This window comes from Herbaspirillum huttiense (genome assembly GCF_047300815.1).
GTDB classification, from domain to species: Bacteria; Pseudomonadota; Gammaproteobacteria; order Burkholderiales; family Burkholderiaceae_D; genus Herbaspirillum; species Herbaspirillum huttiense_A.
In genome coordinates this window covers 2,791,400-2,816,968 of sequence record NZ_CP178608.1, presented here as the reverse complement: position 1 = coordinate 2,816,968, position 25,569 = coordinate 2,791,400, and the positions used below count along the sequence as shown (strand labels likewise).

Here is a 25,569-nt window from a genome sequence, read left to right as displayed (position 1 = left end):
GCCATCCTACATGGGTATGAGCCGCTGTCCGATGTCTGCCGCTGGCCTGAATTGCTAACTTGAACTCCATCACGGCGATGCGATAAACCGAACAACAAGAACCGTCGTCCGCCAGATTTAGTCGCCTCGCACGAACTCCCCGCCAATGAGATGCGACCTCAACAGCAAAGAGAGACAGGCTTTGGACCATCCTTCCTTCCCCGAATTTTCTCCTCGCATCTACGGCGTCGATCCCGACCTGGTTGCACCTGCCGGCTGGGACGATCTGCTGGGCCGCTGTGCATCTATGGGCTTCGATCACGTCCTGCTGTTGGGCGACCAGTGGATTGCCAAGCCGAACGGCGATGATGCAATTCAGTCGAGCGCTTCGCGGCTGGCGGAGATCGGCATACTCTGCCAACGGCACAGTTTGCAGCTGCTGGTGGACTTCACGCCGACCCGCTTGCATGCTGATGATCCGATCTTGCTGGATCATCCGGCGTGGTTTTCCAGCCCGCCAGGGATGCTGGAAGCGGCCGAGGCCGATCCGTTGCCTGACCCGCGATTCCCGCACACGCTCAGCGCAGCCGATGAGCTGCTCACCCGCCGGCCACGCTTTGATGAGCCCGGCGCAGCCGAGGGTCTGCTGACGTGGTGGGGGGCGCGCCTCACGCGTCTGCTGGAGGCTGGCGTGAGCCGATTCGTTTGCCGGGAGCCCGGCAGCATGCCGGTACCTGCATGGCAGCACCTGATGGTCATGGCACGCCGGCAGCACCCGAATTGCCGTTTCCTTGCCTGGACGCCGGGATGTGGCCACGATCAGCTTGATCAGCTGGTGGGCAGCGGCTTCGATGCCGTGTTCTCTTCGGGTGCCTGGTGGGACTTTCGTGCGCCATGGTTTTTTCGCGAATACCACAAGCTCGCGGCGATCGCCCCGGTGTTGGCCTTCCCGGAAGATCCGGCGGGTCCGCGACTGGCCCGCGCCTTGGGCTTGGACGATCTACAAACGCGCCGAGCAGGCGCATTGCGGGCGTTGCATTTCGCCACCGTCAGCGCAGCCGGTTGGATGATGCCGATGGGCTTCGAATTCGGTCTCACCGAAGCGCTGAGCCTGGCGCGACTGGCTGGCAGCGCAACACGATTGACCAACCCGAGCGCCTATCAACAGGCGTGTGCGGATGCCGATCTTGATTTCCGTCCGGAGGTGACTGAGGCCAACCGCACCCTGGCGCAAGACTCCGAGGCCCGTCAACAGCACCAGGAGAACGGCCAGCTCCTTGCCGCGCGAATTGCCTTGAGGCCCCTTAGCCCTCCCGATTCACCGTGGCTCCTCATGGAAAAACCAAGTGCCGTCTCTGAGGGCAGTCTGCTCATCGCCATCAATCCATTTCTGGATCGCTCGGTACGTGTGCAGGATGACAGTTGGCATGAGCGCCTGCGAACCGCTGCAGCGCCTGCGCTCGCGGAAGAGCTGGTCCTCGCGCCGGGTGCCGTGACACGGTGGCCGATGACGCCGCTGCAGGCCGTGCCTGGTGAACTGGACCAGACAAGGCCAGCGTCGCCTGAGATGCGCGCCCACCGCATTGCCATCGAGCGGGTCACGCCTGCCGTCGATGAAGGCCGCTTTGCTGCCAAACGCATGGTCGGCGAGCACTTCATCGTCGGTGCCGATCTCTTCATGGATGGCCACGATCATCTTGCCGCCGAGGTACTCGTGCGCGCAGCCGACGAAACGCAATGGCAGCGCATCCCCATGCAACCGGACGTCAATGATCGCTGGCAGGCCCGGGTGTCCCTCACCCAGCTGGGCAGGCATTACTTCTGCATTGAAGCCTGGAGCGATGAGTTCGAGACCTTCCATGACGGTCTGCAGAAAAAGCGTGCCGCGGGGCAGGACGTTTCGCTGGAACTGGAAGAAGGATGCCTGCTCATCGCCCGGCTGGCCAAGGAAGCGGCAGAACGCAACGTGGACGAGGACGTGCTGGAAGCCAGCACCGCCTTGCTGAAGTCCTTGCGATCCGCATCGGCGAGGAAAAAGCGCAGCGCCGATCCGCAGGCAGATGCCGACAAGCGGGCCGCCTTGCTGTGCGCAGAAAGCACCAGAGAACTGGTGCGTCAGTTGGCCGGGCCATCAGGCGCGCGCGCCTTTCTTGCGCGCACCCCGGTGGAATACCCGGTCGAGGCGGAACGTGCGGCGGCACGCTTTTCCAGCTGGTACGAACTGTTCCCCCGGTCGCAGAGCGGAAGCATCGCCGAGCATGGGACATTCGATGACGTCATCAAACGCTTGCCCGCCATCAGCGCAATGGGGTTCGATACGCTCTATTTCCCACCCATCCATCCGATCGGAAAGACACATCGCAAGGGGAAGAACAACAGCGTCACGGCTGCCGAGGACGATCCCGGCAGTCCCTATGCCATCGGCAGCGAGGCAGGAGGGCACGATGCCATCCATCCGCAACTCGGCTCGCTGGAAGACTTCCTGCGCTTGCGGGATGCAGCGGCGGGACAAGGGCTCGAACTGGCCCTCGATTTTGCGATTCAATGCTCGCCTGATCATCCTTGGCTGAAGGAACATCCGGGCTGGTTCGCCTGGCGTCCGGACGGATCGATGCGCTATGCCGAGAATCCGCCAAAGAAATACCAGGACATCGTCAACGTCGACTTCTACGCGGAACAAGCCATTCCCGATCTGTGGCTGGCCTTGCGCGATATTGTGGTCTTCTGGGTGCAACAGGGCGTTCACGTATTTCGTGTCGATAACCCGCATACCAAGCCTTTCCCGTTCTGGGAATGGATGATCGCCTCGGTACGCAGCCGCTACCCGCAGGTGATCTTCCTGTCGGAGGCCTTCACCCGGCCCAAGCCGATGTACCGGCTGGCCAAGGTGGGATTCTCGCAGTCCTATACGTATTTCACCTGGCGTCATGGCAAGCAGGAGCTGATCGACTATCTGCTCGAATTGACGACGGATCGCGGCGATGCCGCACAGCCTTGCGACTTCTATCGTCCCCATTTCTTTGTCAATACGCCGGACATCAATCCTTTTTTCCTGCAGCGCTCCGGCCGCGCTGGCTTCCAGATTCGCGCTGCGCTAGCGGCGACTTTGTCCGGATTGTGGGGTGTCTATAGCGGCTTCGAGCTGTGCGAGGCCAGCGCGGTGCCGGGAAAAGAGGAGTACCTCGATTCCGAAAAATACGAGATCCGCAGCTGGGACTGGCAGCGCCCGGGCAACATCATCGAAGACATCACCCTGCTCAACCGCATCCGCAAGGAGAACCCGGCGTTGCAGACGCATCTGGGCGTGCGTTTCCTGCCGGTGAGCAACGAGCACCTGCTCTGCTTCGTCAAGTCCACACCGGCCATGCCTTCCGGCGCTTCCAGTGCCACGGATGCGGCGCGATTCGGTGACAACACGGTGCTGGTCGCCATCAATCTCGACCCCTTCCAGACCCGGCAGGGCGATCTCGCATTGCCGCTTGCAGGCTTTGGTATCGCCGATCAAGGCGAACAGGCGCGCCTGCAGGTGGAAGACCTGCTCCATGAGCAACGCTTCACATGGATGGGCACCCATCAGTCGGTCGTTCTGGATCCGCGTGACCGGCCTTATCGCATCTGGCGCATTCGCGCAGGGGAGACATGAAGTGAATACGATCAAGGAGAGCGGATTGTCCGATGGACAGCAGCCGTCCACGCCGGGGATGGAGCATGAAAAGTTGCCTGACGGTGAAACAAAGGATGCGCCACGCAAGCGTTCGGCCAGGGCCAGGCAGAGCAGGAGCGGCATGCAGTTCACCCGCGATCCGCTGTGGTACAAGGACGCGGTGGTCTACCAGATTCACGTCAAGTCGTATTTCGATGCCAATGACGATGGCATTGGCGACTTTGCCGGATTGATCCAGAAGCTGGATTACATCAAGGGGCTGGGCGTGAATACGATCTGGTTGCTGCCGTTCTATCCGTCACCGCGGCGCGATGATGGCTACGATATTTCGGAATACAAGAACGTCCATCCCGACTACGGCAACATGAGCGATGTGCGTCGTTTCATCGCGGCCGCCCACGACCACGGCTTGCGAGTCATCACCGAACTGGTGATCAACCACACCTCGGACCAGCATCCCTGGTTCCAGCGTGCGCGCCATGCCAAGCCCGGCTCGGCGGCGCGCGACTTCTATGTCTGGTCGGACGATGACAAGAGCTATGCGGGTACCCGCATCATCTTCGTCGACTCGGAAAAATCCAACTGGACCTGGGACCCGGTGGCCAAGGCCTATTTCTGGCATCGCTTCTATTCGCATCAGCCAGATCTCAATTTCGACAATCCGCTGGTCATGAAGGCGGTGTTGAACGTGATGTCCTTCTGGCTCGACCTCGGCATCGACGGCTTGCGCCTGGATGCCGTGCCCTATCTGATCGAGCGCGAAGGCACATCCAACGAGAACCTGCCGGAGACGCATGCCATCCTGAAAAGAATTCGCGCCGAACTTGACCGCAAGTATCCGGACCGCATGTTGCTGGCCGAGGCCAACATGTGGCCGGAAGACGTGCAGCAGTATTTCGGCGAGAACGATGAATGCCACATGGCCTTCCATTTTCCGCTGATGCCGCGCATGTACATGGCGCTGGCCAGCCAGGATCGCTTCCCGATCACTGACATCCTGCGCCAGACACCCGCCATCCCGGCCGATTGCCAATGGGCCATCTTCCTGCGCAATCACGATGAACTGACGCTGGAAATGGTGACCGACGCCGAGCGCGATTACCTGTGGAATTTCTACGCCCCGGACCGCCGTGCCCGCATCAACCTGGGCATACGGCGTCGGCTGGCACCGCTGGTGGAGCGCGACTGGCGACGGATCCAGCTGCTCAACAGCTTCCTGCTCTCGATGCCGGGTACGCCCGTGATCTATTACGGGGATGAAATTGGAATGGGCGACAACATCCACCTGGGCGACCGCGATGGTGTGCGCACCCCGATGCAGTGGACGCCGGACCGCAACGGCGGCTTCTCGCGTGCCGATCCCGCTCGCCTGGTATTGCCGCTGCTGATGGATCCGCAATATGGCTACCAGACCATCAATGTCGAGGCGCAAAGTGCTGACCGCCACTCCATGCTCAACTGGATGCGTCGTCTGCTCAATGTGCGCAAGCAACACCAGGCGTTCGGGCGCGGCAGTCTCACGCTCGTGTACCCCAGCAACCGCAAGATATTTGCCTACCTGCGGGAGTACACCGAACCCAAGCCGGGCGCCTCCACCGAAACCATCCTGTGCGTGGCCAATGTGTCGCAATCGGCGCAGGCCGTCGAACTGGACTTGTCCGCGTTTGCCGGCCGCATTCCGATCGAGATGATGGGCGGAGCCGCGTTCCCCCCCATCGGCCAGCTGAACTACTTGCTGACCTTGCCTCCGTTCGGCTTTTATTGGTTCCTGTTGGCACCGGAGGCCAACATGCCCTCCTGGTATGCCGCCACCCCGGAACCGCTGCCGGAATACGTCACCCTGGTCTTGCGCAAGGGAGTGCAGGAAATCATGGATATGCCGGCACGGGCCCTGCTGGAGCAGGAAGTGTTTCCGCAGTACCTGCTCAAGCGCCGCTGGTATGCCGGCAAGCAACGCCAGATTGACAAGGTGGAGCTCAAGGAAGCCACTGCCTTGCCGATGTCCAAAAACCGTCCGGGCGCATTGCCCATCGTGTTGACCGAGATCGATGTGCATAGCAGCGACAGCAGCCCTGACGCACACGGCGTCGAGCCCGCTTCTCCAGCGGTGCATCGCTATCTGCTGCCGTTGGGCTTCATCCGTGAAGAAGACACGGTCTCGGCGCTGCCGCATCAACTGGCGCTGTCGCGTGTGCGGCGTGGCCGCAATGTGGGTTACCTGACGGACGCGTTCGCGCTCGATTCCTTCATCGTCGGGGTGCTGGAGCTGCTGGCCGGCAGCGCCGACATCAAGACCGGCTCGGGCCGCTTGCGCTGCACGCCGACGGCCGCGTTCGATCCGGCCATCCTCAACTCGGCACTGGAGTTACGCCGCATTACGCAGGAGCAGTCCAACAGTTCAGTGGTCATCAACAACGTGATGATCATGAAGGTGCTGCGGCAGGTCAAGCCGGGCATTCATCCCGAGATCGAGATGGGCCGCTATCTGACCGAGCGCGGCTTTGCCAACGTGGCGGCCACGCTGGGCGAAGTGGCACGCATCTCCGCCGAGGGCACGCCGTATGCCCTGATCGTCTTGCAGCGATACATCGACAATCAGGGAGATGCCTGGCAATGGAGCCTGGACACCTTGGAGCGTGCCATGCAAGCGCAGACGCCAGACGAGGCCCGCCAGCAGGCGACTGGCCGGGCTCAGGAAAAACTTGGGGCAGATGAGAATCCGGCCTTTGCCGAGCTCGTTACCTTCTCACGGCTGTTGGGGCAGCGTCTGGGCGAGATGCACAGCCTGTTGGGCCAACCCAGCGATGATCCGGCCTTCCACCCGGAACTGATCAGCGAGCCGATGTGGCGAGAATGGGCACAAGGAGCTGCGCATCAGCTGGAGGCGGCATTCGAGATCCTGAAGAAGAAGGAAGAGTGGTCCTCTGCCGCCGAGGCGGGCCGTGCGCAGCGACTGCTATCGCAACGGGAAGCCCTGCTGCGCCGGATTGACACGCTGGCGCGCGCAGCGCAAGGGTCGTCCCGCCTGCGTCTGCACGGCGACCTGCATCTGGGACAGGTGCTCATTGGCTCCACCGACCTCTATATCGTCGATTTCGAGGGTGAGCCGGCAAAGCCGCTGGAACAGCGGCGCGCGAAGGGAAGTCCGCTACGTGATGTGGCCGGGCTGGTACGCTCCTTCGATTATGCCGCCGCCTTCGGCAACACGATGGGCCCCACCGATCTGGATGAGGCGGCCCTGGCCAGCAAGAAGCGCATCCTGCAGCGCTTCGCCCCTGCCTGCAAGGCAGCGCTGCTGGAGGGATATCGCGCCGGAAATCCGCTGCTGGAGAAGGACCTGTCGCTCTCCGCTCAAGCGCAGCTGCTGGACCTGTTCACCATGGAAAAGGCCGCGTACGAGATTTGCTATGAAGCGGCCAACCGACCTACCTGGATGCATGTACCGCTGGAGGGCCTGGCCGCTATCGCCGATCGCATCCTGGGCGAGCAAGAGGACAGCTGGCGCAGGGATCATAACGTTTGAATCCGAGGATAAATCTGATGGACAAAGGAGCCACCATGGCAGGCTTGCCAAGCAAGCGTACCGCCGAAAAGGCAGAGCGCCAACCCTTGAACATCCTGCTGGACGAGGCATTGGCGAGCGCGCTGCTGGAAGGCCGGCTGGGCGATCCCTTTGCCCTGTTGGGGCCGCGTGAGATTGCCGATGCGCAAGCGGAGGGCGCTTCCGGAGCAGTCCGCAAACGTCTGTGGCTCTGCTGTTATTTTCCTGGCGCGATCGCGGTGCAGGCCTATTCACGGCCCGTCGGCGCGGCGGCCTCCCGAGCGGCATTGCTGGGCAAGTTATCCGAATGGAGGCCAGCTACCAGCGAGCCCCCTGTCCACAGCGGCCTCTTCTGCGGCGAGATATCGCTCTCTGCGCGCGCAGCCAGGCAAGACGTTCCCTATGTGTTACACGTCACTTGGCCTGGGCCTGATGGCAACGGGGTAGTTCAGGTCACCGAAGACGCCTATGCGTTCGGCCCATTGCTGAGCGATTTCGATCTGCATCTGTTTCGCGAAGGCCGGCACCGGGAGCTGGCCCGGCTCCTGGGATCGCAATTGGTGACGATAGACGGGGTGGAGGGCGTCCGTTTTGCGGTCTGGGCACCCAATGCACGGCGGGTATCGGTGATCGGTGATTTCAATCAATGGAACGGCCGGCGCAACCCCATGCGCTTGCGCCAGAGTGCCGGCGTCTGGGAACTGTTCGTCCCGCGGCTGCAGGAGGGTGCGTTGTACAAGTACGAGATCATCGGTCCGCATGGCGAGTTGTTGCCCGGCAAGGCTGACCCGATGGCGCGTGCGACCGAAGTGCCGCCGGCCACCGCTTCGCGCGTGGTAGACGACAGGAAATGGGTGGCCGGCCGATACTGGCAGGATGCGCAGTGGCTGCAGGAGCGCGCGCAACGACAGTCACGTCGGAAGCCGCTGTCGATCTATGAGCTTCATCCTGCATCCTGGATGCGCACGGCGGACCAAGGCGGGCGCAACCTTGACTGGATCGCACTGGCGGACCGCTTGATTCCCTACGTCAAGGGCATGGGTTTTACGCATGTGGAACTGCTGCCGGTGATGGAGCATCCCTTCGGCGGCTCCTGGGGCTATCAGCCCCTGTCACAATTTGCGCCCAGCGCACGCTTTGGTCCGTCCACCGACTTTGCCGCCTTCGTCAATGCCTGCCATGCGGCACAAATCGGCGTGATCCTCGACTGGGTACCGGCACATTTCCCCTCCGATGCGCACGGCCTGGCTTATTTTGACGGTACGCCCTTGTATGAACATGCTGATCCGCGCGAGGGCCTTCATCAGGATTGGAATACCCATATCTACAATCTCGGGCGCCACGAGGTACGCGGATTCCTCATTGCGAGTGCGCTGGAGTGGCTGGAGCATTTCCACGCGGACGGCCTGCGCGTCGATGCGGTAGCGTCCATGCTGTATCGCGACTACAGCCGCAGTGCCGGACAATGGATTCCCAATATCCATGGCGGCCGCGAAAACCTGGAGGCGGTGGATTTCCTGCGCGAGCTCAACCAGACCATTGCAGAGCGCTGCCCGGGGGCGCTGATGATCGCCGAAGAATCCACTGCCTGGCCTGGTGTGACGGCACCGGTAGAGCAGGGCGGCCTGGGATTTTCCTACAAATGGAACATGGGCTGGATGCACGACACGCTGCGCTATGTCGAGCGCGACAGCATCTACCGCCGTTACCATCATCACGACTTTACCTTCGGGTTGGTCTACGCCTTTTCCGAAGCCTTCGTCCTGCCCATCTCGCACGATGAAGTCGTGCATGGCAAAGGCACGCTGTTGCAGAAGATGCCCGGCGATGACTGGCAGCGCTTGGCCAATTTGCGCGCCTATCTCGGTTTCATGTGGACGCATCCCGGCAAGAAGCTGCTGTTCATGGGCTGCGAATTTGCCGAGCTCAGCGAATTCGATCCCGACCGCGCCCCGCACTGGGAGCTGCTGGATGATCCCCGCCATCGCGGTGTGCAGCGTCTGGTGAGGGATCTGAATCGCTTGTATATGCAGACGCCTGCACTGTATGACGGAGACACCGATGCCCGGGGATTTTCGTGGGTGGTCGGCAACGATGACGTCAACAGCGTCTTCGCGTATCTCCGCCATCCCGCACCCGACAGCACGGAAGCAGACGACGCACCCGTGCTGGTGGTGGTCAACATGACGCCGGTGCCGCGCCACCATTATCGAATCGGGGTGCCGCCGGGCGAGGCAGCCCGATATCAATGGGAAGAGATACTCAATACCGACGCCGATTGCTATGGGGGCAGCAACTCGGGAAACGGCGGCCATCTCACGGCTGAACCGCAAGCGCGGCATGGGCACCCGGCTTGCCTGGAGTTGACCTTGCCGCCGTTGTCGACCCTGGTGTTGCGAAGGTGTTGAAGCGTTTGCCGCCGAATGTACAGAATTCGGAAAAAATTCCGTCGGGGTCCGTATCACCATGATCGGCCCCGCGACCTCGGTGTCAATGGTGCTGTCCGCTTTGATTAGCGATTACAATGCGCATGATCTTATGAGTGGAGATCATGAATGCCCAAGGAGAACTATAACGATCTGCTGGCTTTTCTTGCCATCGCACGCGAGGGGAGCTTCACTCGCGCTGCCGCGCAACTGGGTGTGTCGCAATCGGCCTTGAGTCATACCATTCGTGCGCTGGAGGCAAGGCTTGGCGTGAGGTTGCTGACACGTACCACACGCAGCGTTTCGGTCACCCAGGCCGGCGAGCGACTGGTCGAATCGGTCGGTCCGCGATTCGAGGAAATCGAATCCGAACTGGCTGCACTTGGACAGCTGAAGGACAAACCTGCGGGCAGTATCCGCCTCACCTCCGCAGAACATGCTGCCAATACCGTTCTCTGGCCGAAACTCATCGAGCTGACGCGGGACTATCCGGAGATCAATGTGGAGATCTGCGTTGACTACGGATTGACCGATATCGTGGCAGGTCGTTACGACGCAGGGGTACGGCTTGGCGACCAGGTCGCCAAGGACATGATTGCGGTGCGCATCGGGCCGGATCTGAGGATGGCCGTGGTAGGGAGCGAGAGCTATCTTGCCGGAAAATCCCGGCCCCGGTCTCCCGCCGATCTCGCTGGGCACACTTGTATCAACCTGCGTTTGCCCACGCACGGTGGGTTGATGGCTTGGGAATTTGAACGCGACGGTCACCTGATGAAGGCGCGCGTCGAGGGACAGTGGACATTCAACAGCAGCACGCCAATCCTGCGGGCGGCCCTTTCGGGATTCGGGTTGGCCTATCTCCCGGAGGACATGGTCGCACCACACATCCAATCAGGCGCACTCAAGCGCGTCATGAAGAGCTGGACCCCGACTTTCCCGGGCTACCACCTGTATTATGCAAGTCGGCGCCACTCTTCGCCCGCCTTCCGTTTGCTGGTAGAAGCCCTGCGATATCCTTCGCGCGGCAAAGCCTGAACAATTACCGGCTCAATTAATGAGCCGCACTCATGAATTCATGTGGCATCAGGGGCTTGATCTGGCGATGCGTCATGATTTCCGAAGAGCTGCTTGTCCAAGCGTCGCTTCAAGGGCTTTGCCAATGTCACGCGCTGTTGATCCAGATTTCCGGAGGCCGAGCAACAACCCATGGCCTCCGTTATCTCGCCACGTACGACCGGGACTGCCGTTTGGGGTCCGGGTACAAGCGTGTCGCCATGACTGCCTGGCCGCGTTTCGGCCGGGAATGACGATAGCACCTTGGACATCGCGATCGATCCTAGAAGTGTTCTCATTGTTATCCGTTCATTCCTTGACGAGCGAACCGGACAGATACTGCTCATCGGTCACGTGTTCCATCCACTCCACATTCTTGCCGTCCAGCAGCTCGGTGATGGCGACGTGTGTCATCGCTGTGGTGGGCGTAGCGCCATGCCAGTGCCGGCGCTGGCAGGGGCAGCAGATCACGTCTCCCTCCCGGATTTCGGTTCGTGGCCCGCCTTCGCACTGCGTCCAGCCAATCCCACGGGTAACGACCAGGATCTGGCCGAGCGGATGGGTGTGCCAGGCCGTACGGGCGCCGGGTTCAAAAGTGACGATTGCGCCACCGGCGCGAGCGGGCTCCTCTCCCTGGAAGAGACTGTCGATGTGTACCGTGCCGGTGAAAAAGGCATCCGGTCCTTTGATGGTAGGCTGCGCGCCCTTGCGTGTAATTTTCATGGTGGTTGTGATGTTGTGATGGTTCATCAGGCTCGGACCGCCTTTGAGAGGACGTATCGACCGACACTGCCGGGGGTACCAATGACCAGTATGGTGTTGATGACCGACTCTGCAGCCATCGATGAGATCCCTTATTGCTGCGGGGCCAATTCGCCGAACCAGTATGACGAGGTCACACCACCGTCCATCAGGAAATCGCTACCAGCAATGAAGGCGCCATCGGCCCCCAACAACAAAGCGGCCACCGAAGCGACTTCGTCAGGCGTGCCGGCACGTCCCACGGGGCTGAGCTCCAGCATGCGCCGATAGCCTTCGGAGCGTGGCCCGCGAAGTTCATCGTTGGCAAGCGGAGTGATGATGATGCCGGGGCTGATCGTGTTGACCCGTGCGCCACGCTTGCCCCAGCGCACGGCTTCGGCCATGACCCGCAATGCATTGCCACGTTTGGAGAGCTGGTAGGCATGCAGTGAATCCGTGACTGCCTCCGGCGCCAGGAACGGCAGCGACAGCAATTCTTCCGTGGGGGTAGTCGCGAGGGACCTGCTTTGTTCAACGGACAAAGGGCCGAGACGATGGCCGGACTGCGAGGCGATCACCACGCCGGAGCCGCCACGTTCGATGACGTTGCCGAATTCTTCCAGAATGACCGCGGTGCCATAGAGGTCCACCTTCAGGATGGTCTGGGGTGACGCCTGGGAGGGCGAAACCCCGGCAGCGTGGATGAGGCCCGATACGTTCCCCAGCGAACTGGCTTTGCCAACCAGCGCCTGGATCGATTCCCTGGAGGAGATGTCGACGCTGGTCACATCGGCATCAAAGCCTGCATCGGAAAGAACGGCGGCGGCAGCTTGGGCGTTCTCGATGCGAATGTCGGCCAGCAGAAGTTTCTTTCCAGCCCCCACCCGACGGGCGATAGCCTGTCCGATCGAGCCCGGTCCAATGACTACGATGACGTCTTTCACGATTGACTCCTCATTCAAGTTTGGATGGACACATCGTAGCGCTCGCACACTCTTTTGATTAGTCATATGAAACCGCATAAACTTATGAATACTATTCATGAATTTCGCAGCCCGGCGAAACTGATTTTTACCGGCAACAGTGCGATCAACCAGGTGTTCTTTCGGCTCTGAAAGTCGGCGTGACTACCGGCACCACCAACGAAAGCTGGGCCCGGGCTAACCTGAAGGAATCGGATATCCGCGCCTATGACAATGGCGGTTTCGTCTTCAACGACCTGGGCAACGGGCGCATCGACGCGGTCATCAGCTCGCACTTCGGCGGCATGAAATACGCCAACGTGAACAAATTGCCGATCAAGGAAGTCGGACCGGTGCTGATCTACCAGTTGTCGGCACCGGCCATGGCCAAGGGCCAGCAGCCATTGAAGGAGGCAGTCAGCAAGGCGATTGGGGACATGACGCGCGATGGCACCATCGACCGGCTGGCGCGCCGCTGGGTAGGTGCCGAATTCGATATGGTGGGCGATATCCAGCGGGCCTTGCAGCAGCCGTGACTTGCTTGCCGCCGCATCGGCTCTTGTCTGCTATGGACAGGGGCCGATGGGGCCACTCCACTGTCACATTTCTCGGCCAAATAAGCTGCGCCCGTCGTCTTGTTGATGGCCATAGCCACCTCAGGCGCGCGATTCACTTGCCTTGATATCCTTGACCAAATCGGCCAACGAGAATTTGGAGAGGCTCTTCTCAAAATCGGATTGTGCTTTATCCAGCACCCTACTCATGGTGTCCTTGATATGGCAGCTGGTGGGACACAAAGGCTGAATCGGATAGCCGTGAATCGCGAAAACCGCCGGAGCCTGGCTTGCTTGATAGACGTCCAGCAAGTTGATGGAAGAGGGCCTGCGGGCCAGAAGACAGGCTCCCGCCTTGCCTCGTGTAGTTCTGATCAGTTCGGCCCGGGCCAGCTTTGCGATCGTGCGGCGCACGAAGGTGACATCGGCCCCGACGCTGAGTGCCAGCTTGGCGGAAGTCAGCGGTTCTTTATGGTTGTAGGCGAGCGCTGCCAACAAATGGCAGGCAACCGAAAACTGGAGATTGGTTTGAGACATGAGGGCAATTATATGCCTCCCACGTCGGCCAGCGTCTACGGCCGCTCCCCAGGCTGGATTGTCTGCAGGGGATCCGGGTCTCCAAGACAGTCATCCTCCCCGGAAGCGCGAGCGATAATCCGCCGGCGTAATTTCAAGACGATGTACAAAAATGCGCCGCATCGTATCGACACGCTCGAAGCCGCAACGGCGTGCGATGTCCGACAGGCCCAGATCGGTCGATTCGAGATATCGGCGCGCTGCATCGACGCGGGCATCGTTGACGAAGTTCATGATCGTCAGCCCGCTTTCCTTCTTGAACAGGCGCGCAAGGTTGCGTTCGCTCATCTGCACCTGCTCGGCCAGTGAAGACGGGGTGTGGTCGGTGGTAAGGTCGTTGAGAATGCGTGACTGCACCATTGCCACTACCGAGTTTTCCTTGCCCTGTACCTCCAGCAGGGGGCTGAACTGCGACTGGCCTCCATTGCGACGCAGATAGACCACCAGATACTTGGCCACGTCCTGGGCCATCTGCTTGCCATGGTCTTCCTCGATCAGTGCCAGCGCCAGGTCGATACCTGCGGTAACACCGGCAGTGGTATAGAGGCTGCCGTCCTTGATGTAGATATGGTCCGGCTCGATGATGGCCCTGGGGAAGCTGCTGGCCAGACGCGGGACGTCCATCCAGTGGGTCGTCACGCGCTTGCCGTTGAGCATGCCCGCAGCACCCAGCGCGAAGAGGCCATTGCAGATGGCGCCGACGCGTCGGCAATCCTTGCTCTGGCCACGTATCCAGTCGGTGATGGTGGTGTCGTCAAGGGTCTCGAAGATGCCCAGCCCGCCCGGAATGATGAGGGTATCCAGGTGCGGGCAGGGATCAAAGAGCGTGCGGTCCGGCGAAAAACTGATGCCGCTGGACGATGGCACCAGACCCCGTCTGGTTCCGATGGTCAGGATCTCGTAGCTGGCCTGGCCGCCACTGAGGATTCTCACTTCGGAAAAGGCATCCCCCGGCCCGGCGATGTCGAGCATCTGGAATCCCGGGAACAGCAGCATGCCCACGGTGATCTTGCGTGCCATCGTTTTCCTTTCAATCACTGCGGATGCCGGGCGGCCAACGGTACGGACTGTCCGCGATAGAGGATCTGCGACATCAGCCAGCTGGCCAGGAAGACCGCGACGATGAGCGCACCGAGCAGGGTATAGCTTTCATGCAGTTCGTGCAGCCATGCCCAGACCGGACCTTCCAGCTGGTAGGCCTCCTGCACCATGTCAGCAATATTGATGCCAGCGATGAGCATGGCCAGTACGGTGGAGGTCAGTGTCAGCGTCACGTTGTAGAACACCTTGCGTTGTGGCGTGATGAAGGCCCAGCCATACACGCGAAGCATCAATACACCATCGATGGCATCCACCGTCAGCATGCCCATGGTGAACAGACAGGGAAACAGCAGTACCGTCATCAGGCTCGCTCCCTGCGAAGCCTGCAAGGCCGAAGTGCCCAGCACGGCGACTTCGGTGGCGGTCTCGAATCCCAGTCCGAACAGCACCCCCAGCGGAATCATCTGCCAACTCGACTGGATGTTGCCGGTCAGTGGCCGCAGCAGCCGCGAGAGAATGCCGCCGGCAGCATGATGGCCATGCTGGGTAATACCGCCGCCCTGGCCTGATTTGCGATAGGTGTCCAGCAATAGCACTGCATTGAGCAGGCCGATGGCCAGCAGGAAGGCGACCGACACCACATTGCCGATAGTCGCCCCGAAGTTTTGTACCGCACTCAGATAAGGCGAGACCGACTGGGCCATCAGGCCGATGGCCAGCGAGGCCAGGATCACCACCAGCGAATGGCCGGTCGCGAAGGACAGGCCTACCGTCACCGGCTTTTTACCCTGGTGCATCAGGCGGCGCGTGACGTTGTCGATGGCGGCGATATGGTCCACGTCCAGCGCGTGGCGTAGCCCGAAACTGTAAGCCAGCAGAGCGGTTCCCAGCAAGGCGGCGCTGTCGCGCAGGCTCAGCAGCGCCCAGGCCCATACCGCCAGGTTGCCCAGGACCAGCGCCAGGACCATACGGCCGATTTTACCGTTGGCCTGCGACAGATCGGCAGCGCCCTCGGGATTGGGAAGATAGAGGTGTTTGACAAGCTTGAACATCTGGTGTCTCCACGGTGCAAGAGTTGGCGGTGCGGGCCTGAGGCCCTGTGGGCGTGGTCAGTGCGAGAGTCCCTGCTCGCGCAGGGACTGCAGCTCTTGGGCACTGAGAATGCCGTATTGCTCCAGCACCTTCAGCAGGGCCAGTGCATAGCGTTCGTAGTAATCCCAGGTGGTCTGACTGCCGCAGGCGTCGCGTTCCCATTCGGCGATGGTGGCGATGAGGTTCTGACGGAAATCTTCCCATTCGAAATGGCCGGCCTTGGACAGCGCCATGGCCATTCCGAACAGCGTTCTCTGCCAGTCTTCGCTGAAATACAACTTGCCCGAGCTGCGGGGCGGGGAATCGGGCTGGCCCAGCATCTGGGTAGCGGCATATTCTTCGAAGTTGGTGAACATGATGGACCTCAGGCAGTCGCTGGCAACTGCACCAGGGCCACGCCCATCATGGCTTCCGGCGTGACCAGGGCGGCCAGTTCCTGCTCGCTCAGATGCTCGGAATTGGCTGGACGTTCCGGCACCACGAACCAGCGGATCTGTGCGCTGCTGTCCCAGACCTTGACCGTCTTGTCAGCAGGGACCTCCACGCCGAACTCCTTGAGTACCGCACGCGGCTCGCGCACGCCGCGTGAGCGGAACACCGGATCCTTGTACCAGTAGGGCGGCAGGCCCAGCACCGGCCACGGATAGCAGGAGCACAGCGTGCAGATGATGAGGTTGTGGACGTCGGCTTCGTTGGCCACCGCTTTCATGTGTTCACCTTCGGCGCCGTCCATGCCCAGCGGGAACTCGAGTTCAGCAATCGCCTTGGGCGTGTCTTCCAGCAGACGGCGCTTGTAGTCCGCATCCATCCAGGCACGTGCGACGATGCGCGCACCATTGAAGGGGCCGGCTACGGTTTCGAAGTGTTCCAGCACGGTGTCCACCGAGTCGCTGCCCAGTACGCCTTTCTGGATCAGCAGGGCTTCCAGCGCGCGTACGCGGGCCGCGCTGGCGGATTCGCGTTGGTCGTCATAGTTGAACAAATCGCTCATGATGTTTTCCTTGTCGTTGTGGTGTCGTGACGGTGTAGCGGCACGCCCTCAGTTGGGTGCGCGCAGGTAGGCCTGGAACAGGTCAGCGAAGATGGCCGTATTGGGTTCGCTCTTGTCTGCGCCCCAGATATCAGCCGCATCGAACTGCACGCAGTAGACCTGCTGCGCCGGGCCGATACCATCGGGGCCGGTGGAGACGAAATACTCAAAGGCGCCCGGATAGATTTCCGTCACTACTCCCTTCTTGTTGCGCAGGAAGCCCGGCAGGCGGGTATGGTCCACCGCCACCGGATCGGCCACGTGCACCGTCTGGCCCAGTGAGAACAGGGGAGGCTGGCCAACCTCGCGCAGCCCGGAATCACCTTCGTTCAGATAGCGCTCGATCTGTTGTTTCAGGGCGGCATTGGGCTGCTGCGGCAGCGGTGCCTGCGGTGCATCGCGGTAGGTGGCGGTCATCTGCGCAACCTCATCGGCACTGACGTAGCCGGCATCGATGAAGAACTGGGTGATGCCCATGAGCCACTTCTCGTAATAGCGATACTTGAAGTATTCGAAAGGTTGCATGCCTTCGGCGCCGGTGCGCAGCGAGGCCCAGGTCCAGGTGTCCTGGAAGCTCGATCCCAGTTGCTCCACCGGATAGCGCGGCAGCGCGCCGCTGAGGTGGCGGCTCTCGGCCATCATGACGGTGTGGATGCCGAAGATGCGCTTTTCCCATTCGGCGACGAAGACGTTCTTTTCCAGATTAACGGGGCCAAGGTTTTCCAGGCCACCCAGGTAATGTTGGAGTTTCATTTTTCCTCTCGGTTGGATGAATCAGTAATGACTGCGCAAGCAGTGAGGTCGTCCCGGTTTGGCTTACGCCATTGCACGGCAGGCCAGAAAGCCGGTGCGCAGACGGTCGTGGTCGAGACCGCGACCAATGGCTATGAAAGTGCTTTGCGGCGACTGCTCGCGTGGCCATGGCTTGCCGGGCCGGGCGTCGGTCAGCATGTGCACGCTATGCACGTGGAACTGCCGCGCCTCACCCTGTAATTGCAGGATCGCCTTGGTACGCATGAGTTGTTCGCCACTGGTGTTGACCAGGCCGTTGAACCAGCGGTTGAAGGCGGCTGCTTCGATCGGTTCGCTGCACTGGATCGAGCAGGAGCCGATGCTGCTGTCGTGCTCGTGGTCGTGCTCGTCGGCTAGCAGACCCGGTTCGATCTCCAGTGCCCGGGGCAGGGAAAAGCGCTGCTGGCCGATGGCCAGCGCAGGCGCGATCCGGGCCCGGGAGCTTTCGATGATCAAGGCCACCGGGTTGATGGCACGGATCTGGCGATACGCCTGTTCCAGCTGCGGGGCGTTCACCAGATCCATTTTGTTCATGACGATCAGGTCGGAAAAAGCGATCTGCTCCTGCGCGATCTGGTCTTCGCCAAGGCGTGCCAGATTCACGGCATCGACCACCGTGATGACAGACTCCAGCTGGACCTGCTGCAGCAGTTCCGCCTCTGCCAGGAAAGATTGCAATACCGGCCCGGGATCGGCCAGGCCCGAGGTCTCCACGATGATGCGCTCGATACCCGGGCTACGCTGCAACAGGCTGCGTACGCCAGCGACCAGATCGGTGCGTACCGTGCAGCAGACGCAGCCGTTGCGGATCTCCAGGAGAATCTGGTCGTCGGCGTGGATGAGCGCACCATCCACGCCCACCTCACCGTATTCGTTGACGATGACGGCCGTATGCGTCTTGTCGAGGGCGTCGAGCTGATGATTGACCAGCGTGGTCTTGCCCGCGCCCAGGAAGCCGGTGACGATGGTGACGGGAATCTTTTTCATGGACATGATGGGGACCTCGTGCAGTGCAAGAAGATGGACATGTTGGACTCAGGCCAGCTTGTGGGCCTTGCCTTTGAGTGCTTCGCCGAATACCTCGGAGACGAAACCGAAGACCGCGCCCAGTACCAGCGCCGAGGCAGCCACCAGCGCCGGATTCTGCAGACCGGGCGTGGTGATGTCCTTGCCGGTGGCAACCGTGGTGCCGACGGTGGAAGCAAATCCCCAGACGATGGTCGGCAGGATGTCCAGGATCTTCAGTTGCGAAGCCTGCACCATGGCGGCGCTGCCGATGCCGACCAGGATCGCGGCATTCAGAGGGCTTACGCCTACGCCCGACAGGACCAGCAGAGTGCAGGAGGCAATGACCAGTCCGGTCAAGTTTGAGCAGACGCTCTTGACGAAGCCGGACGAGCCGCCGCCAACGATGAAGAACGATGCCCAGGCAATGAAGGTGACCCAGACGGGAACGGGAAAAACCGTCGCAGTCAGGTAGGTGTCGACGAAGGCCAGCAGACCGATGCTGACCGTGTAGGCGGAAATCTGTTTCATGGCAGGTCCTCAATTGGGGTGGATGGAGTGCAGGCGGGGGTGAAGCGGCTTGCACGGAAGATATGAGCAATTTCCGGTGCCGGTGTCATGCCACTGTCCCGGGGCGAATCAGCGGCGGCAGAAAATGCAGGCCAACCTGTCTGTTTGATGTCGCCTGAAAAATCCCGGACAAAGGGGAGGGCGTTGAACAGGTCGCGCAGCTGTGCCTTGGCGCGCGGTGGGTTGCGGCGACTGTGCCGCTCGTGCACTTATATCGGGCGCATTGCGTTCCCATTTCGGACGGAATGCACAAATTAGGACAGCAGCGCAGTGTCAATGCGAGTCCCGTTGCGCAGGGGGGAAAGACGGATGGACTTGCCGCCAATTTGATTTATTATGTGACTTTACAAGTCTCAAATTGGAGCGACTGGAACCGGCGATCTGCACCTGCGGACCTGCCGCGCAGCCAGTCCCATCAGAGCCGGATAAACCACACATCAACACCAGGACCGCGACGTGTCAATGAATGCAGAGCTACAGCAAGCTTTCGAAGTTATCCGTGAACAGGGGGCGCAGATCCACCATCTGGCGCAATTGCTGGAAGCCCAGATGGCGATGCGAGAATCGCAGAACACCATTCTGCAGTCTTTGTGCCTGTTACTTGCTGACCGACCCGAATTGCGCACACTGCTGGCGCAGGTCCACTCGCTCAGAGAGTTGCATCATTTGCGACAGGCGATGAGCGAGGACTTCATCGCTGCCTATCAGGATCACCTGAAGGCCATGCTGCCCGAATCCCTGCTCGCGGCCTGAATCATGACCGCCACGGGGGTGCTGGAGGGATCGCAATGGATGAGCGAGACCGAGCCGGGGCTGGCGGCGGATGACGACAGGCGCAACCACTACGCCGAGTTGACCGTACTCATCGAAGACATGTTGCGCCGTATTCGGCTACACCTGCTCAAGGCCCTGGCTGAAAAGCGTCCGGCGCGCGGGATGGTGGAACTGCTGGATTTCTATCTGTCGGAGCGGGTGCGCCGCTGCTCCGGTACGCGCTGTCCGCTGATGGTGATGGGCAGCGCAGCGCCGTCCGCAGCCTTGAGTGCGCGCGAGCGCTTCGCCAGCGGCCTGGCAGAGATCAAGGCGCTGTTGGCCGAGGTACTGGCCAGGATGGGCGTGAACCATCCCGGGCAACTGGCTGATTCACTCATGGCCGAGGTGTTGGGTTCGATCCTGCTGGCGCGCATCCTCGACCGCGAAACGGCTCACGCCTTGATGCAAGAGTGCGCACGGCAGATCAAGTTGCGCCTGGGCGTCGCCGATGTCCAGGCGCAACAGCAGGATGGTGGCGGGCGACCCTTGCCCTCTGCATCCGGGACTTAGCGGCTGTAGTAGCTATCGTCGAGCAACATGTCTTCGAAGAAAGCGCCGAAACGGCCTTGCGGATCGCGCAGATGGATCTCCAGGATCCAGCGCATGGCCGAGGGGCTGGCCTCGAAGTCGGCCAGCGAACCGGTGTGGATCGCGGCATGGGGGAAATCTGAAACCCGATGGCCAGGCAGGTCAAAATTGAGTTCCCAGCCCATGGCGCGAGCGGTCTTGTCGGCGAAGGCGTAGAGTTCCTGACCGCTCAGCCGTTGCTGGTCCCACACTGCGCGCACTTCATGGAACAGGCGTTCGGCGTCGGCAGCACAGCGTGCGTATTGGGCATGCTGGCCGACCACGAAGCTCTTGCCGCCGTCGCCTTCCCAGGCCTCCACACGCGGGGCAATGTCGAGAAAGAAGATGTCGTTTTCCTGCAGGACCACGCCAGGTACCGAAGCGACCTTCATCGGCTTGGTGGTATTGCTGCCGAAGCGCACGCGGGTGGGGTGCCAGCTCAGGGCCAGGCCCATTGCGGTCATGGTGTCCTTGGCCATGGCCACGGCATCTTCCTCCACCATGCCGGGACGTACCTGGGCGGCAATGCGGTCAATGGCTTCGCGTGTCTTCGTGCGCGCCAGCAGCATGCCGTCCACTGAAAATGCGGGGCCGATGCGTTCAGCCTGGTGGGGCTGGGGTTCGAGGGATTGAGGGGCGTGGTCGGGGCGTTGCATGGGGTTCTCCTGAGGTGAGCACCCGCGTTTCGGGTGTGGCGGCCATTATCGAAGCGTATGCCGCAGACGTGGTGCGGGGAGTGCATGCAGATCCGGTCAGGTGCAGGGTATTTCCGGCCAGGCCGGACTTGGCCCGAATCGCGCGCCATCTGTCCGTTTTCGATGGTCGTTGACACGCTGTGCAGAAGGCGGCCCATGACAGAATGCAAAACGCTTCACAACAAGGCCGGCACTGCTTCCAGAGAGCGTCGGCGCGAAGGCGCCGGACCGTCTCCGGCTTCATTCATCCGGTATTGAGGAGCTTCCATGTCCGTCGCCAAAATCATCCCTGATATTCGTCTTGCCGAAATCCGCATCGGCAAGAAAGCCAGCCTGGCGGCCAGCGGTTTGATCTCGGCGATCGACAAGCAGCCGCTGGCGGGGCGAGCGGAAATCACCGACAGCGCCGTGCGCGGCGATGAATACGGCGCGCCGCACCTGCACGGAGGCCCGGAGCAGGCCATCCTGCACTACCCACTGCAGCACTACGAATATTGGCGGCAACGTTATCCGAACCGGGTCGACCGCATGGTGGCCGGCGGTTTCGGCGAGAATTTCGTGGCTGACGGCTGGGACGAAAGCACCGTCTGTATCGGCGACATCGTGACCGTAGGCGAGGTACGGCTGCAGGTATCGATGCCGCGCCAGCCGTGCATACGCCTCAACCATCGTTTCGACATTGCGGGCATGGCGGTGAGCGTGCAGCAGATCTGCAAGACTGGCTGGTATTACCGTGTCCTGCAGCCCGGTACGATCCAGGCCGGCGACGGGAGCCAGCCGAGATAAAGCAAATTTTCGGATATAAGCCTAAAAGTAATATAGAAACCGATTTTTATGCCAAATTTTTGGGTGTCAGCTTTTCCAGCGGCTCTAGTATCAGAAGCCACGACTGCATAGTGGCGCGGAGGCTATGGATACTGGCGATGGTGTCGAAGGCAACTTCCGTGATGGTGTCCTCCCCCGTAGGAACGGAAATTCCGGCGCCGTTGATGACGGTGTGGGCCATACCGTGCAGTCTCAGCAATTCGTCACGCAAACCATCCTCAGAGCGCAGCTGATCGACCATGTCATCGAGCTGGTCGACCATCCGAAGGATGGCGGATGTATCGAAACCCTCCTCCAGTTCGGTTAAGGCCCGTGCATCGACTAGCCCGTATGCGCTCAGTGTAGTTCGGTGATGCATTGTCATGCTGCTCCTTCTGCGTCCTTAGTCGCTTGTTCCCTCGCGCGTTTTGCCGCCTGCCGGAACAGCGATTCTTTTAACCATGCCTCTGGCGGCCGTTTCAGGTCCAGATGGTAATTGCCAAACCGCTTGACCCCGGTGGTGCCGTACGGACTCATGAACGCTGCATCTTCTACGGCGATGTTTTCACCCTCGGCGTACAGTTCTTGAATAATGCGCATCATGTCGACCGTGTTCTGCAAGATCACCGCCGACGCCACTAGATCAATATAGCGAATCCGCTTCTGCTGCTCATTCAGATCATTCTCCGTGATGACATCGCCCCCGAAGTCCAGCCATTTGGTAAATGCGTGATAAGACTCGATCTTGTTCGTTGTTGCAGTGACCTCCTGACGCATTTCCTTCTGAGAAATCCAGCGTAAAAGATAAACCGTGCGAAGAACTCTCCCCAGTTCGCGAGATGCCGCAAAAAGGCGGTTATGGCGACCGTCGTGGCTTAGCTTGCGCAATAGCATGGGTGATGCCACGCGCCCTTGCTGGATTGAGATAGCGACCTGCATGAGGTCCTTCCAGTGGTTCCGAATGAGCTTCCAGTCGATGACATCGCTAAAGAGCCGATCAATGTGCTTATATCGTGTTCCTTTCTCCGCCTTATAGAATTTCAGATCCTTCCAGTTGCGGATTCGGGGCATCAACTGGATTCCGTTCAAGTACGTGAACGCAAAGACCACCTCCGATTGCCCATGTGTATCCGAGTAGACCGTGTCCGGTTGCACACTCAGGCCCGCTTTAAGCAGCCCTTCGATCACATAGATTGCCTCCAGCATACCCGGCGGTATGAAGTGGCGGAAATTCGCAATGTAGTTGTCTGCAACATGTCGGTACGCGACTGCGCCCATCTTGCGGTACCGGAAATGCATGCCAGCGAGCATGTTTTGCTCGTATATATCAAGGTGCGTACCGTCGGCGGCGACCTTTTTACCATCGCCCCACAATTTTGGCAGATCTAGCCGCAGGTAGAGCTCGGTCAGGTCGCGGCAGGCGCTATCCAGCTGCTCAAGGCTCATGTGACGCTGATTGACATAGGAAAGCTGGTGAGGGGTCACGCCGTTGGAAAGGTGCCGTGCAGCCTGATGCGGTCCCAGGTTGCAACCCATTGCAAAGACGGTAAGAAGATATCGCTCTCGCGCATTCCTCAATTTGGGGTCATCGCCGGACTGGGGGCCGAAATTCCGAGTAAAACCGGTCCAGTGTTCGATGTTAGCCAGGATATCGAGCAGATTACGTGGCACCAGACGATTTTCGATGGCCGCCTGGAGCGCGATGGCCGAAGCCGGGATTTCTCGTGCCGTGACTCGCCGCAATGTGGGTTCACCATTGGGGCTGATTGTGACGTCACCCGCGTGATTGGGAAATTCGTTGTCGACTTGCGAACTGGTGTCTGCCAACAAATTCTTTAAGTGATCGACAAAGCTGTCAGCGGTGCTGGGGATGCTGATTCGATCGCAATAGTCAGCGAGTAGCGCCTCGCATTCACTCCAGGGAAGCAACTGATCCCGATAATCGGCAAATGTGCCGGCACCCTCGATACACATGTCCCCGCTGCGCAGATCGCTGGCCAGGTGCGAGAAAACACACACCTCAAGATAACGCCGATTGGTAGGATTGCCGAGGCCGTGGGAGCGCCGCACCAGCTTGCGCCAGCGTTCCGACGCAAAGGATAGATCGACTTCGTCGCTGATCCATTCAGCTTTGCGATGTTCGTTTTCCAACACGACTTCCAAAGCCTTCAACAATGTTTTATCTTGAGTGGCCGGGTTGAACACCAATACCTTGGCCATCTGGAACATCGCCGCACGCCACGATTTGTATGGTTTCCATAATAATGGAAGATGATTGCCACCGCTCCACACGCGGATAGCCTCGCAGTCGCCATGTAAGCGATCAAGGCTTCCATGCGGAGCCAAGAGTTCACGGATGCGTTTTCCTGTAGGGGCGTCCTCCAAGCCTTCAGCTAGAATCTCAACGACCTGTTCCAATGTGGCGACGAGATCCTCACTTAGCTCTCGTTGCTTCGCCTGCAGAACTATCAGTTCCTCTCGGGCACTTTTGTGAATTGCGCCTATCCGCCGGATGAACATCTCGGCGATATCGTCACGAGCAGCTACCCGCATATGACATATCAAAGCAAGAATGAGGGTGTAGCGCTTCTGCGGCCGGTAGTTCTTCATTTCGGCGGCATCCAGGACAGCCGCACGCTCCGACAAATGTCGCAGCTTGTTAGCGGGAACATCGCGCAGAAGCTCACTGGCATCGGGAAGCGACTCAAGCCAATTGAGTTGGTCAATCACAAGATCGAGATGCTTTCTGGAAGCCTTCTTTGCCGATTGCTTTATTTGGTGATAGAGGGTTCTGCGCTGTGGCAAATCTGTTTCGAGAAGCCCGTCGAGCCAGCGTTTTTGCGTAGATGAGAGACGCTGCCCTATCTCGGTGTAAAAGATCGATTCTGCTCGCGCATGGGCCTGTTCAGCAATATTGTCCAGGGTACTGAACACTGGCAATTCGTATCCCAGTCGGACCAACTCTTCAATCGTGATGTTGATGATATCAACGCGCGTGTCCACCACAGCGGCTGCCCGTTCGGCGATGTCAATGGCAAGTGCCTTTGTCTTGACCTGGTCATAGGTCTTGACCCCAAGGAGAGCGCGTATCGCCTTGTGGTGTCGATAAGGGGAGGTGTCCGTGTCCGGATACGATATCTTCAGCACCGGCTGCATCCCGAGGCTGGCGGATATGTGCTCAACTACCTCGCCTGGAATGGAATCGATGGGCGGAAAATATCGGAGGAATTGAAAACACTTCAGATTGACCAGCAACGCCAGCCTACGTGCTGGCAATCTGGCAAAACTTTGCGCCCATTCGGCTTCTTCCGGACGGGGTGTGAAGGTTGTCTGAAGGTCTTTAAGCGTGAGCGTTCGCGGAAATCTTGGATACGCGGTCCGTTCGATACTGGCCATGGTGCGAGTATTCCTTGGCGGAGTCGTTCAAAGGCGAAATCATTGAAAGAACATGGGGAATTTTTGCGGCTTCCGGGACATTGCATCAGCCGCCGCGTCGTTGTCAATGGCAAATTTTCACGCTCTCGCTTATCCTGAATGCCTTGCTCAGCCTCGAATCACGACATGAATAAATTGTGGGCACGAGATGCACTAAACTGTGTCATGAAATAGCTCAAATCGTGGCCATCGGCCCATCAACTTTGTATTTTTGGGGATCCCCGCAGCC

At 60.1% G+C, this 25,569-nt stretch carries 21 protein-coding genes; 8 read left to right on the top strand and 13 right to left on the bottom strand.

All coding sequences use genetic code 11. The features are described 5' to 3' along the window. The first annotated feature begins 181 nt into the window (after positions 1 to 181). The 4 genes from ACLRDN_RS13025 to ACLRDN_RS13010 all read left to right on the top strand — a co-directional run bounded on the left by ACLRDN_RS13025 (position 182) and on the right by ACLRDN_RS13010 (position 10,645). Positions 182 to 3,622 carry an alpha-1,4-glucan--maltose-1-phosphate maltosyltransferase gene (locus ACLRDN_RS13025; RefSeq protein ID WP_413456603.1) on the top strand — a complete coding sequence of 1,147 codons (3,441 nt, stop codon included), beginning with the start codon at positions 182 to 184 and terminating at the stop codon, positions 3,620 to 3,622. Positions 3,623 to 3,680: 58 nt separating this feature from the next. Continuing rightward, on the top strand, positions 3,681 to 7,166 hold the full coding sequence (gene treS / locus ACLRDN_RS13020) for a maltose alpha-D-glucosyltransferase (protein WP_413460392.1): 3,486 nt from the start codon (positions 3,681 to 3,683) through the stop codon (positions 7,164 to 7,166). A 17-nt stretch (positions 7,167 to 7,183) separates the two neighbouring features. After that, positions 7,184 to 9,592, top strand: a complete 2,409-nt coding sequence (gene glgB / locus ACLRDN_RS13015; protein ID WP_413456602.1) for a 1,4-alpha-glucan branching protein GlgB — start codon at positions 7,184 to 7,186, stop codon at positions 9,590 to 9,592. Positions 9,593 to 9,739: 147 nt separating this feature from the next. Further along, on the top strand, positions 9,740 to 10,645 hold the full coding sequence (locus tag ACLRDN_RS13010; protein WP_413456601.1) for a LysR family transcriptional regulator: 906 nt from the start codon (positions 9,740 to 9,742) through the stop codon (positions 10,643 to 10,645). Between the two features lie 327 nt (positions 10,646 to 10,972). Here ACLRDN_RS13010 and ACLRDN_RS13005 read toward each other — a convergent pair whose 3' ends face one another. Together ACLRDN_RS13005 and ACLRDN_RS13000 are read right to left on the bottom strand one after the other, a co-directional pair. Continuing rightward, positions 10,973 to 11,386 carry a cupin domain-containing protein gene (locus tag ACLRDN_RS13005; protein ID WP_413460391.1) on the bottom strand — a complete coding sequence of 138 codons (414 nt, stop codon included), beginning with the start codon at positions 11,384 to 11,386 and terminating at the stop codon, positions 10,973 to 10,975. A gap of 131 nt (positions 11,387 to 11,517) precedes the next feature. After that, positions 11,518 to 12,348 carry an SDR family oxidoreductase gene (locus tag ACLRDN_RS13000; RefSeq protein WP_413456600.1) on the bottom strand — a complete coding sequence of 277 codons (831 nt, stop codon included), beginning with the start codon at positions 12,346 to 12,348 and terminating at the stop codon, positions 11,518 to 11,520. A gap of 179 nt (positions 12,349 to 12,527) precedes the next feature. On the opposite strand from ACLRDN_RS13000, the gene ACLRDN_RS12995 reads away from it, so the two are divergent. After that, positions 12,528 to 12,902 (top strand): transporter substrate-binding domain-containing protein, encoded by a 375-nt coding sequence (locus tag ACLRDN_RS12995; RefSeq protein ID WP_413456599.1) that lies wholly within the window; start codon positions 12,528 to 12,530, stop codon positions 12,900 to 12,902. A gap of 120 nt (positions 12,903 to 13,022) precedes the next feature. On the opposite strand, the gene ACLRDN_RS12990 is transcribed toward ACLRDN_RS12995, so the two are convergent. From ACLRDN_RS12990 to ACLRDN_RS12955, 8 genes are all read right to left on the bottom strand, one after another. Continuing rightward, complete coding sequence (locus ACLRDN_RS12990) at positions 13,023 to 13,457, bottom strand: Rrf2 family transcriptional regulator (protein WP_413456598.1); 435 nt, start codon at positions 13,455 to 13,457, stop codon at positions 13,023 to 13,025. A 90-nt stretch (positions 13,458 to 13,547) separates the two neighbouring features. Beyond that, positions 13,548 to 14,516 (bottom strand): GlxA family transcriptional regulator, encoded by a 969-nt coding sequence (locus ACLRDN_RS12985; protein WP_413456597.1) that lies wholly within the window; start codon positions 14,514 to 14,516, stop codon positions 13,548 to 13,550. Positions 14,517 to 14,530: 14 nt separating this feature from the next. Then, a complete protein-coding gene (locus tag ACLRDN_RS12980) occupies positions 14,531 to 15,589 on the bottom strand; it encodes a HoxN/HupN/NixA family nickel/cobalt transporter (RefSeq protein ID WP_413456596.1) in 1,059 nt (352 codons plus the stop codon). 57 nt (positions 15,590 to 15,646) lie between these two features. Beyond that, the gene (locus ACLRDN_RS12975; RefSeq protein ID WP_413456595.1) at positions 15,647 to 15,985 is read right to left on the bottom strand and encodes a nitrile hydratase accessory protein; all 339 of its coding nucleotides are present in this window, start codon (positions 15,983 to 15,985) and stop codon (positions 15,647 to 15,649) included. 8 nt (positions 15,986 to 15,993) lie between these two features. After that, positions 15,994 to 16,620, bottom strand: a complete 627-nt coding sequence (gene nthA, locus ACLRDN_RS12970) for a nitrile hydratase subunit alpha (RefSeq protein ID WP_413456594.1) — start codon at positions 16,618 to 16,620, stop codon at positions 15,994 to 15,996. 48 nt (positions 16,621 to 16,668) lie between these two features. Beyond that, on the bottom strand, positions 16,669 to 17,412 hold the full coding sequence (gene nthB, locus ACLRDN_RS12965; protein WP_413456593.1) for a nitrile hydratase subunit beta: 744 nt from the start codon (positions 17,410 to 17,412) through the stop codon (positions 16,669 to 16,671). A 63-nt stretch (positions 17,413 to 17,475) separates the two neighbouring features. Beyond that, complete coding sequence (locus ACLRDN_RS12960) at positions 17,476 to 18,444, bottom strand: CobW family GTP-binding protein (protein WP_413456592.1); 969 nt, start codon at positions 18,442 to 18,444, stop codon at positions 17,476 to 17,478. A 42-nt stretch (positions 18,445 to 18,486) separates the two neighbouring features. Next, positions 18,487 to 18,987 (bottom strand): DUF1097 domain-containing protein, encoded by a 501-nt coding sequence (locus ACLRDN_RS12955; protein ID WP_413456591.1) that lies wholly within the window; start codon positions 18,985 to 18,987, stop codon positions 18,487 to 18,489. 495 nt (positions 18,988 to 19,482) lie between these two features. On the opposite strand from ACLRDN_RS12955, the gene ACLRDN_RS12950 reads away from it, so the two are divergent. After that, positions 19,483 to 19,779 carry a hypothetical protein gene (locus tag ACLRDN_RS12950; protein ID WP_413456590.1) on the top strand — a complete coding sequence of 99 codons (297 nt, stop codon included), beginning with the start codon at positions 19,483 to 19,485 and terminating at the stop codon, positions 19,777 to 19,779. Between the two features lie 3 nt (positions 19,780 to 19,782). Then, positions 19,783 to 20,349, top strand: a complete 567-nt coding sequence (locus ACLRDN_RS12945) for a hypothetical protein (RefSeq protein ID WP_413456589.1) — start codon at positions 19,783 to 19,785, stop codon at positions 20,347 to 20,349. On the opposite strand, the gene ACLRDN_RS12940 is transcribed toward ACLRDN_RS12945, so the two are convergent. Further along, positions 20,346 to 21,062, bottom strand: coding sequence for a M24 family metallopeptidase (locus ACLRDN_RS12940; RefSeq protein ID WP_413456588.1), 717 nt, complete (start codon positions 21,060 to 21,062; stop codon positions 20,346 to 20,348). The two genes, ACLRDN_RS12945 and ACLRDN_RS12940, sit on opposite strands and share 4 nt — an antisense overlap. Positions 21,063 to 21,368: 306 nt before the next feature. On the opposite strand from ACLRDN_RS12940, the gene ACLRDN_RS12935 reads away from it, so the two are divergent. Next, positions 21,369 to 21,887: an MOSC domain-containing protein gene (locus ACLRDN_RS12935; RefSeq protein ID WP_413456587.1), complete on the top strand. Its 519-nt coding sequence runs from the start codon at positions 21,369 to 21,371 to the stop codon at positions 21,885 to 21,887. Between the two features lie 46 nt (positions 21,888 to 21,933). Here the strand turns inward: ACLRDN_RS12935 and tnpC are convergent, their stop codons facing one another. Together tnpC and ACLRDN_RS12925 are read right to left on the bottom strand one after the other, a co-directional pair. Beyond that, entirely contained in the window at positions 21,934 to 22,290 is a 357-nt protein-coding gene (gene tnpC, locus ACLRDN_RS12930) for a Tn3 family transposase post-transcriptional regulator TnpC (RefSeq protein ID WP_284077786.1), read from the bottom strand. Then, a complete protein-coding gene (locus tag ACLRDN_RS12925; RefSeq protein WP_284077787.1) occupies positions 22,287 to 25,301 on the bottom strand; it encodes a Tn3 family transposase in 3,015 nt (1,004 codons plus the stop codon). The genes tnpC and ACLRDN_RS12925 overlap by 4 nt, the downstream gene beginning before the upstream one ends. Positions 25,302 to 25,569 lie beyond the last annotated feature (268 nt).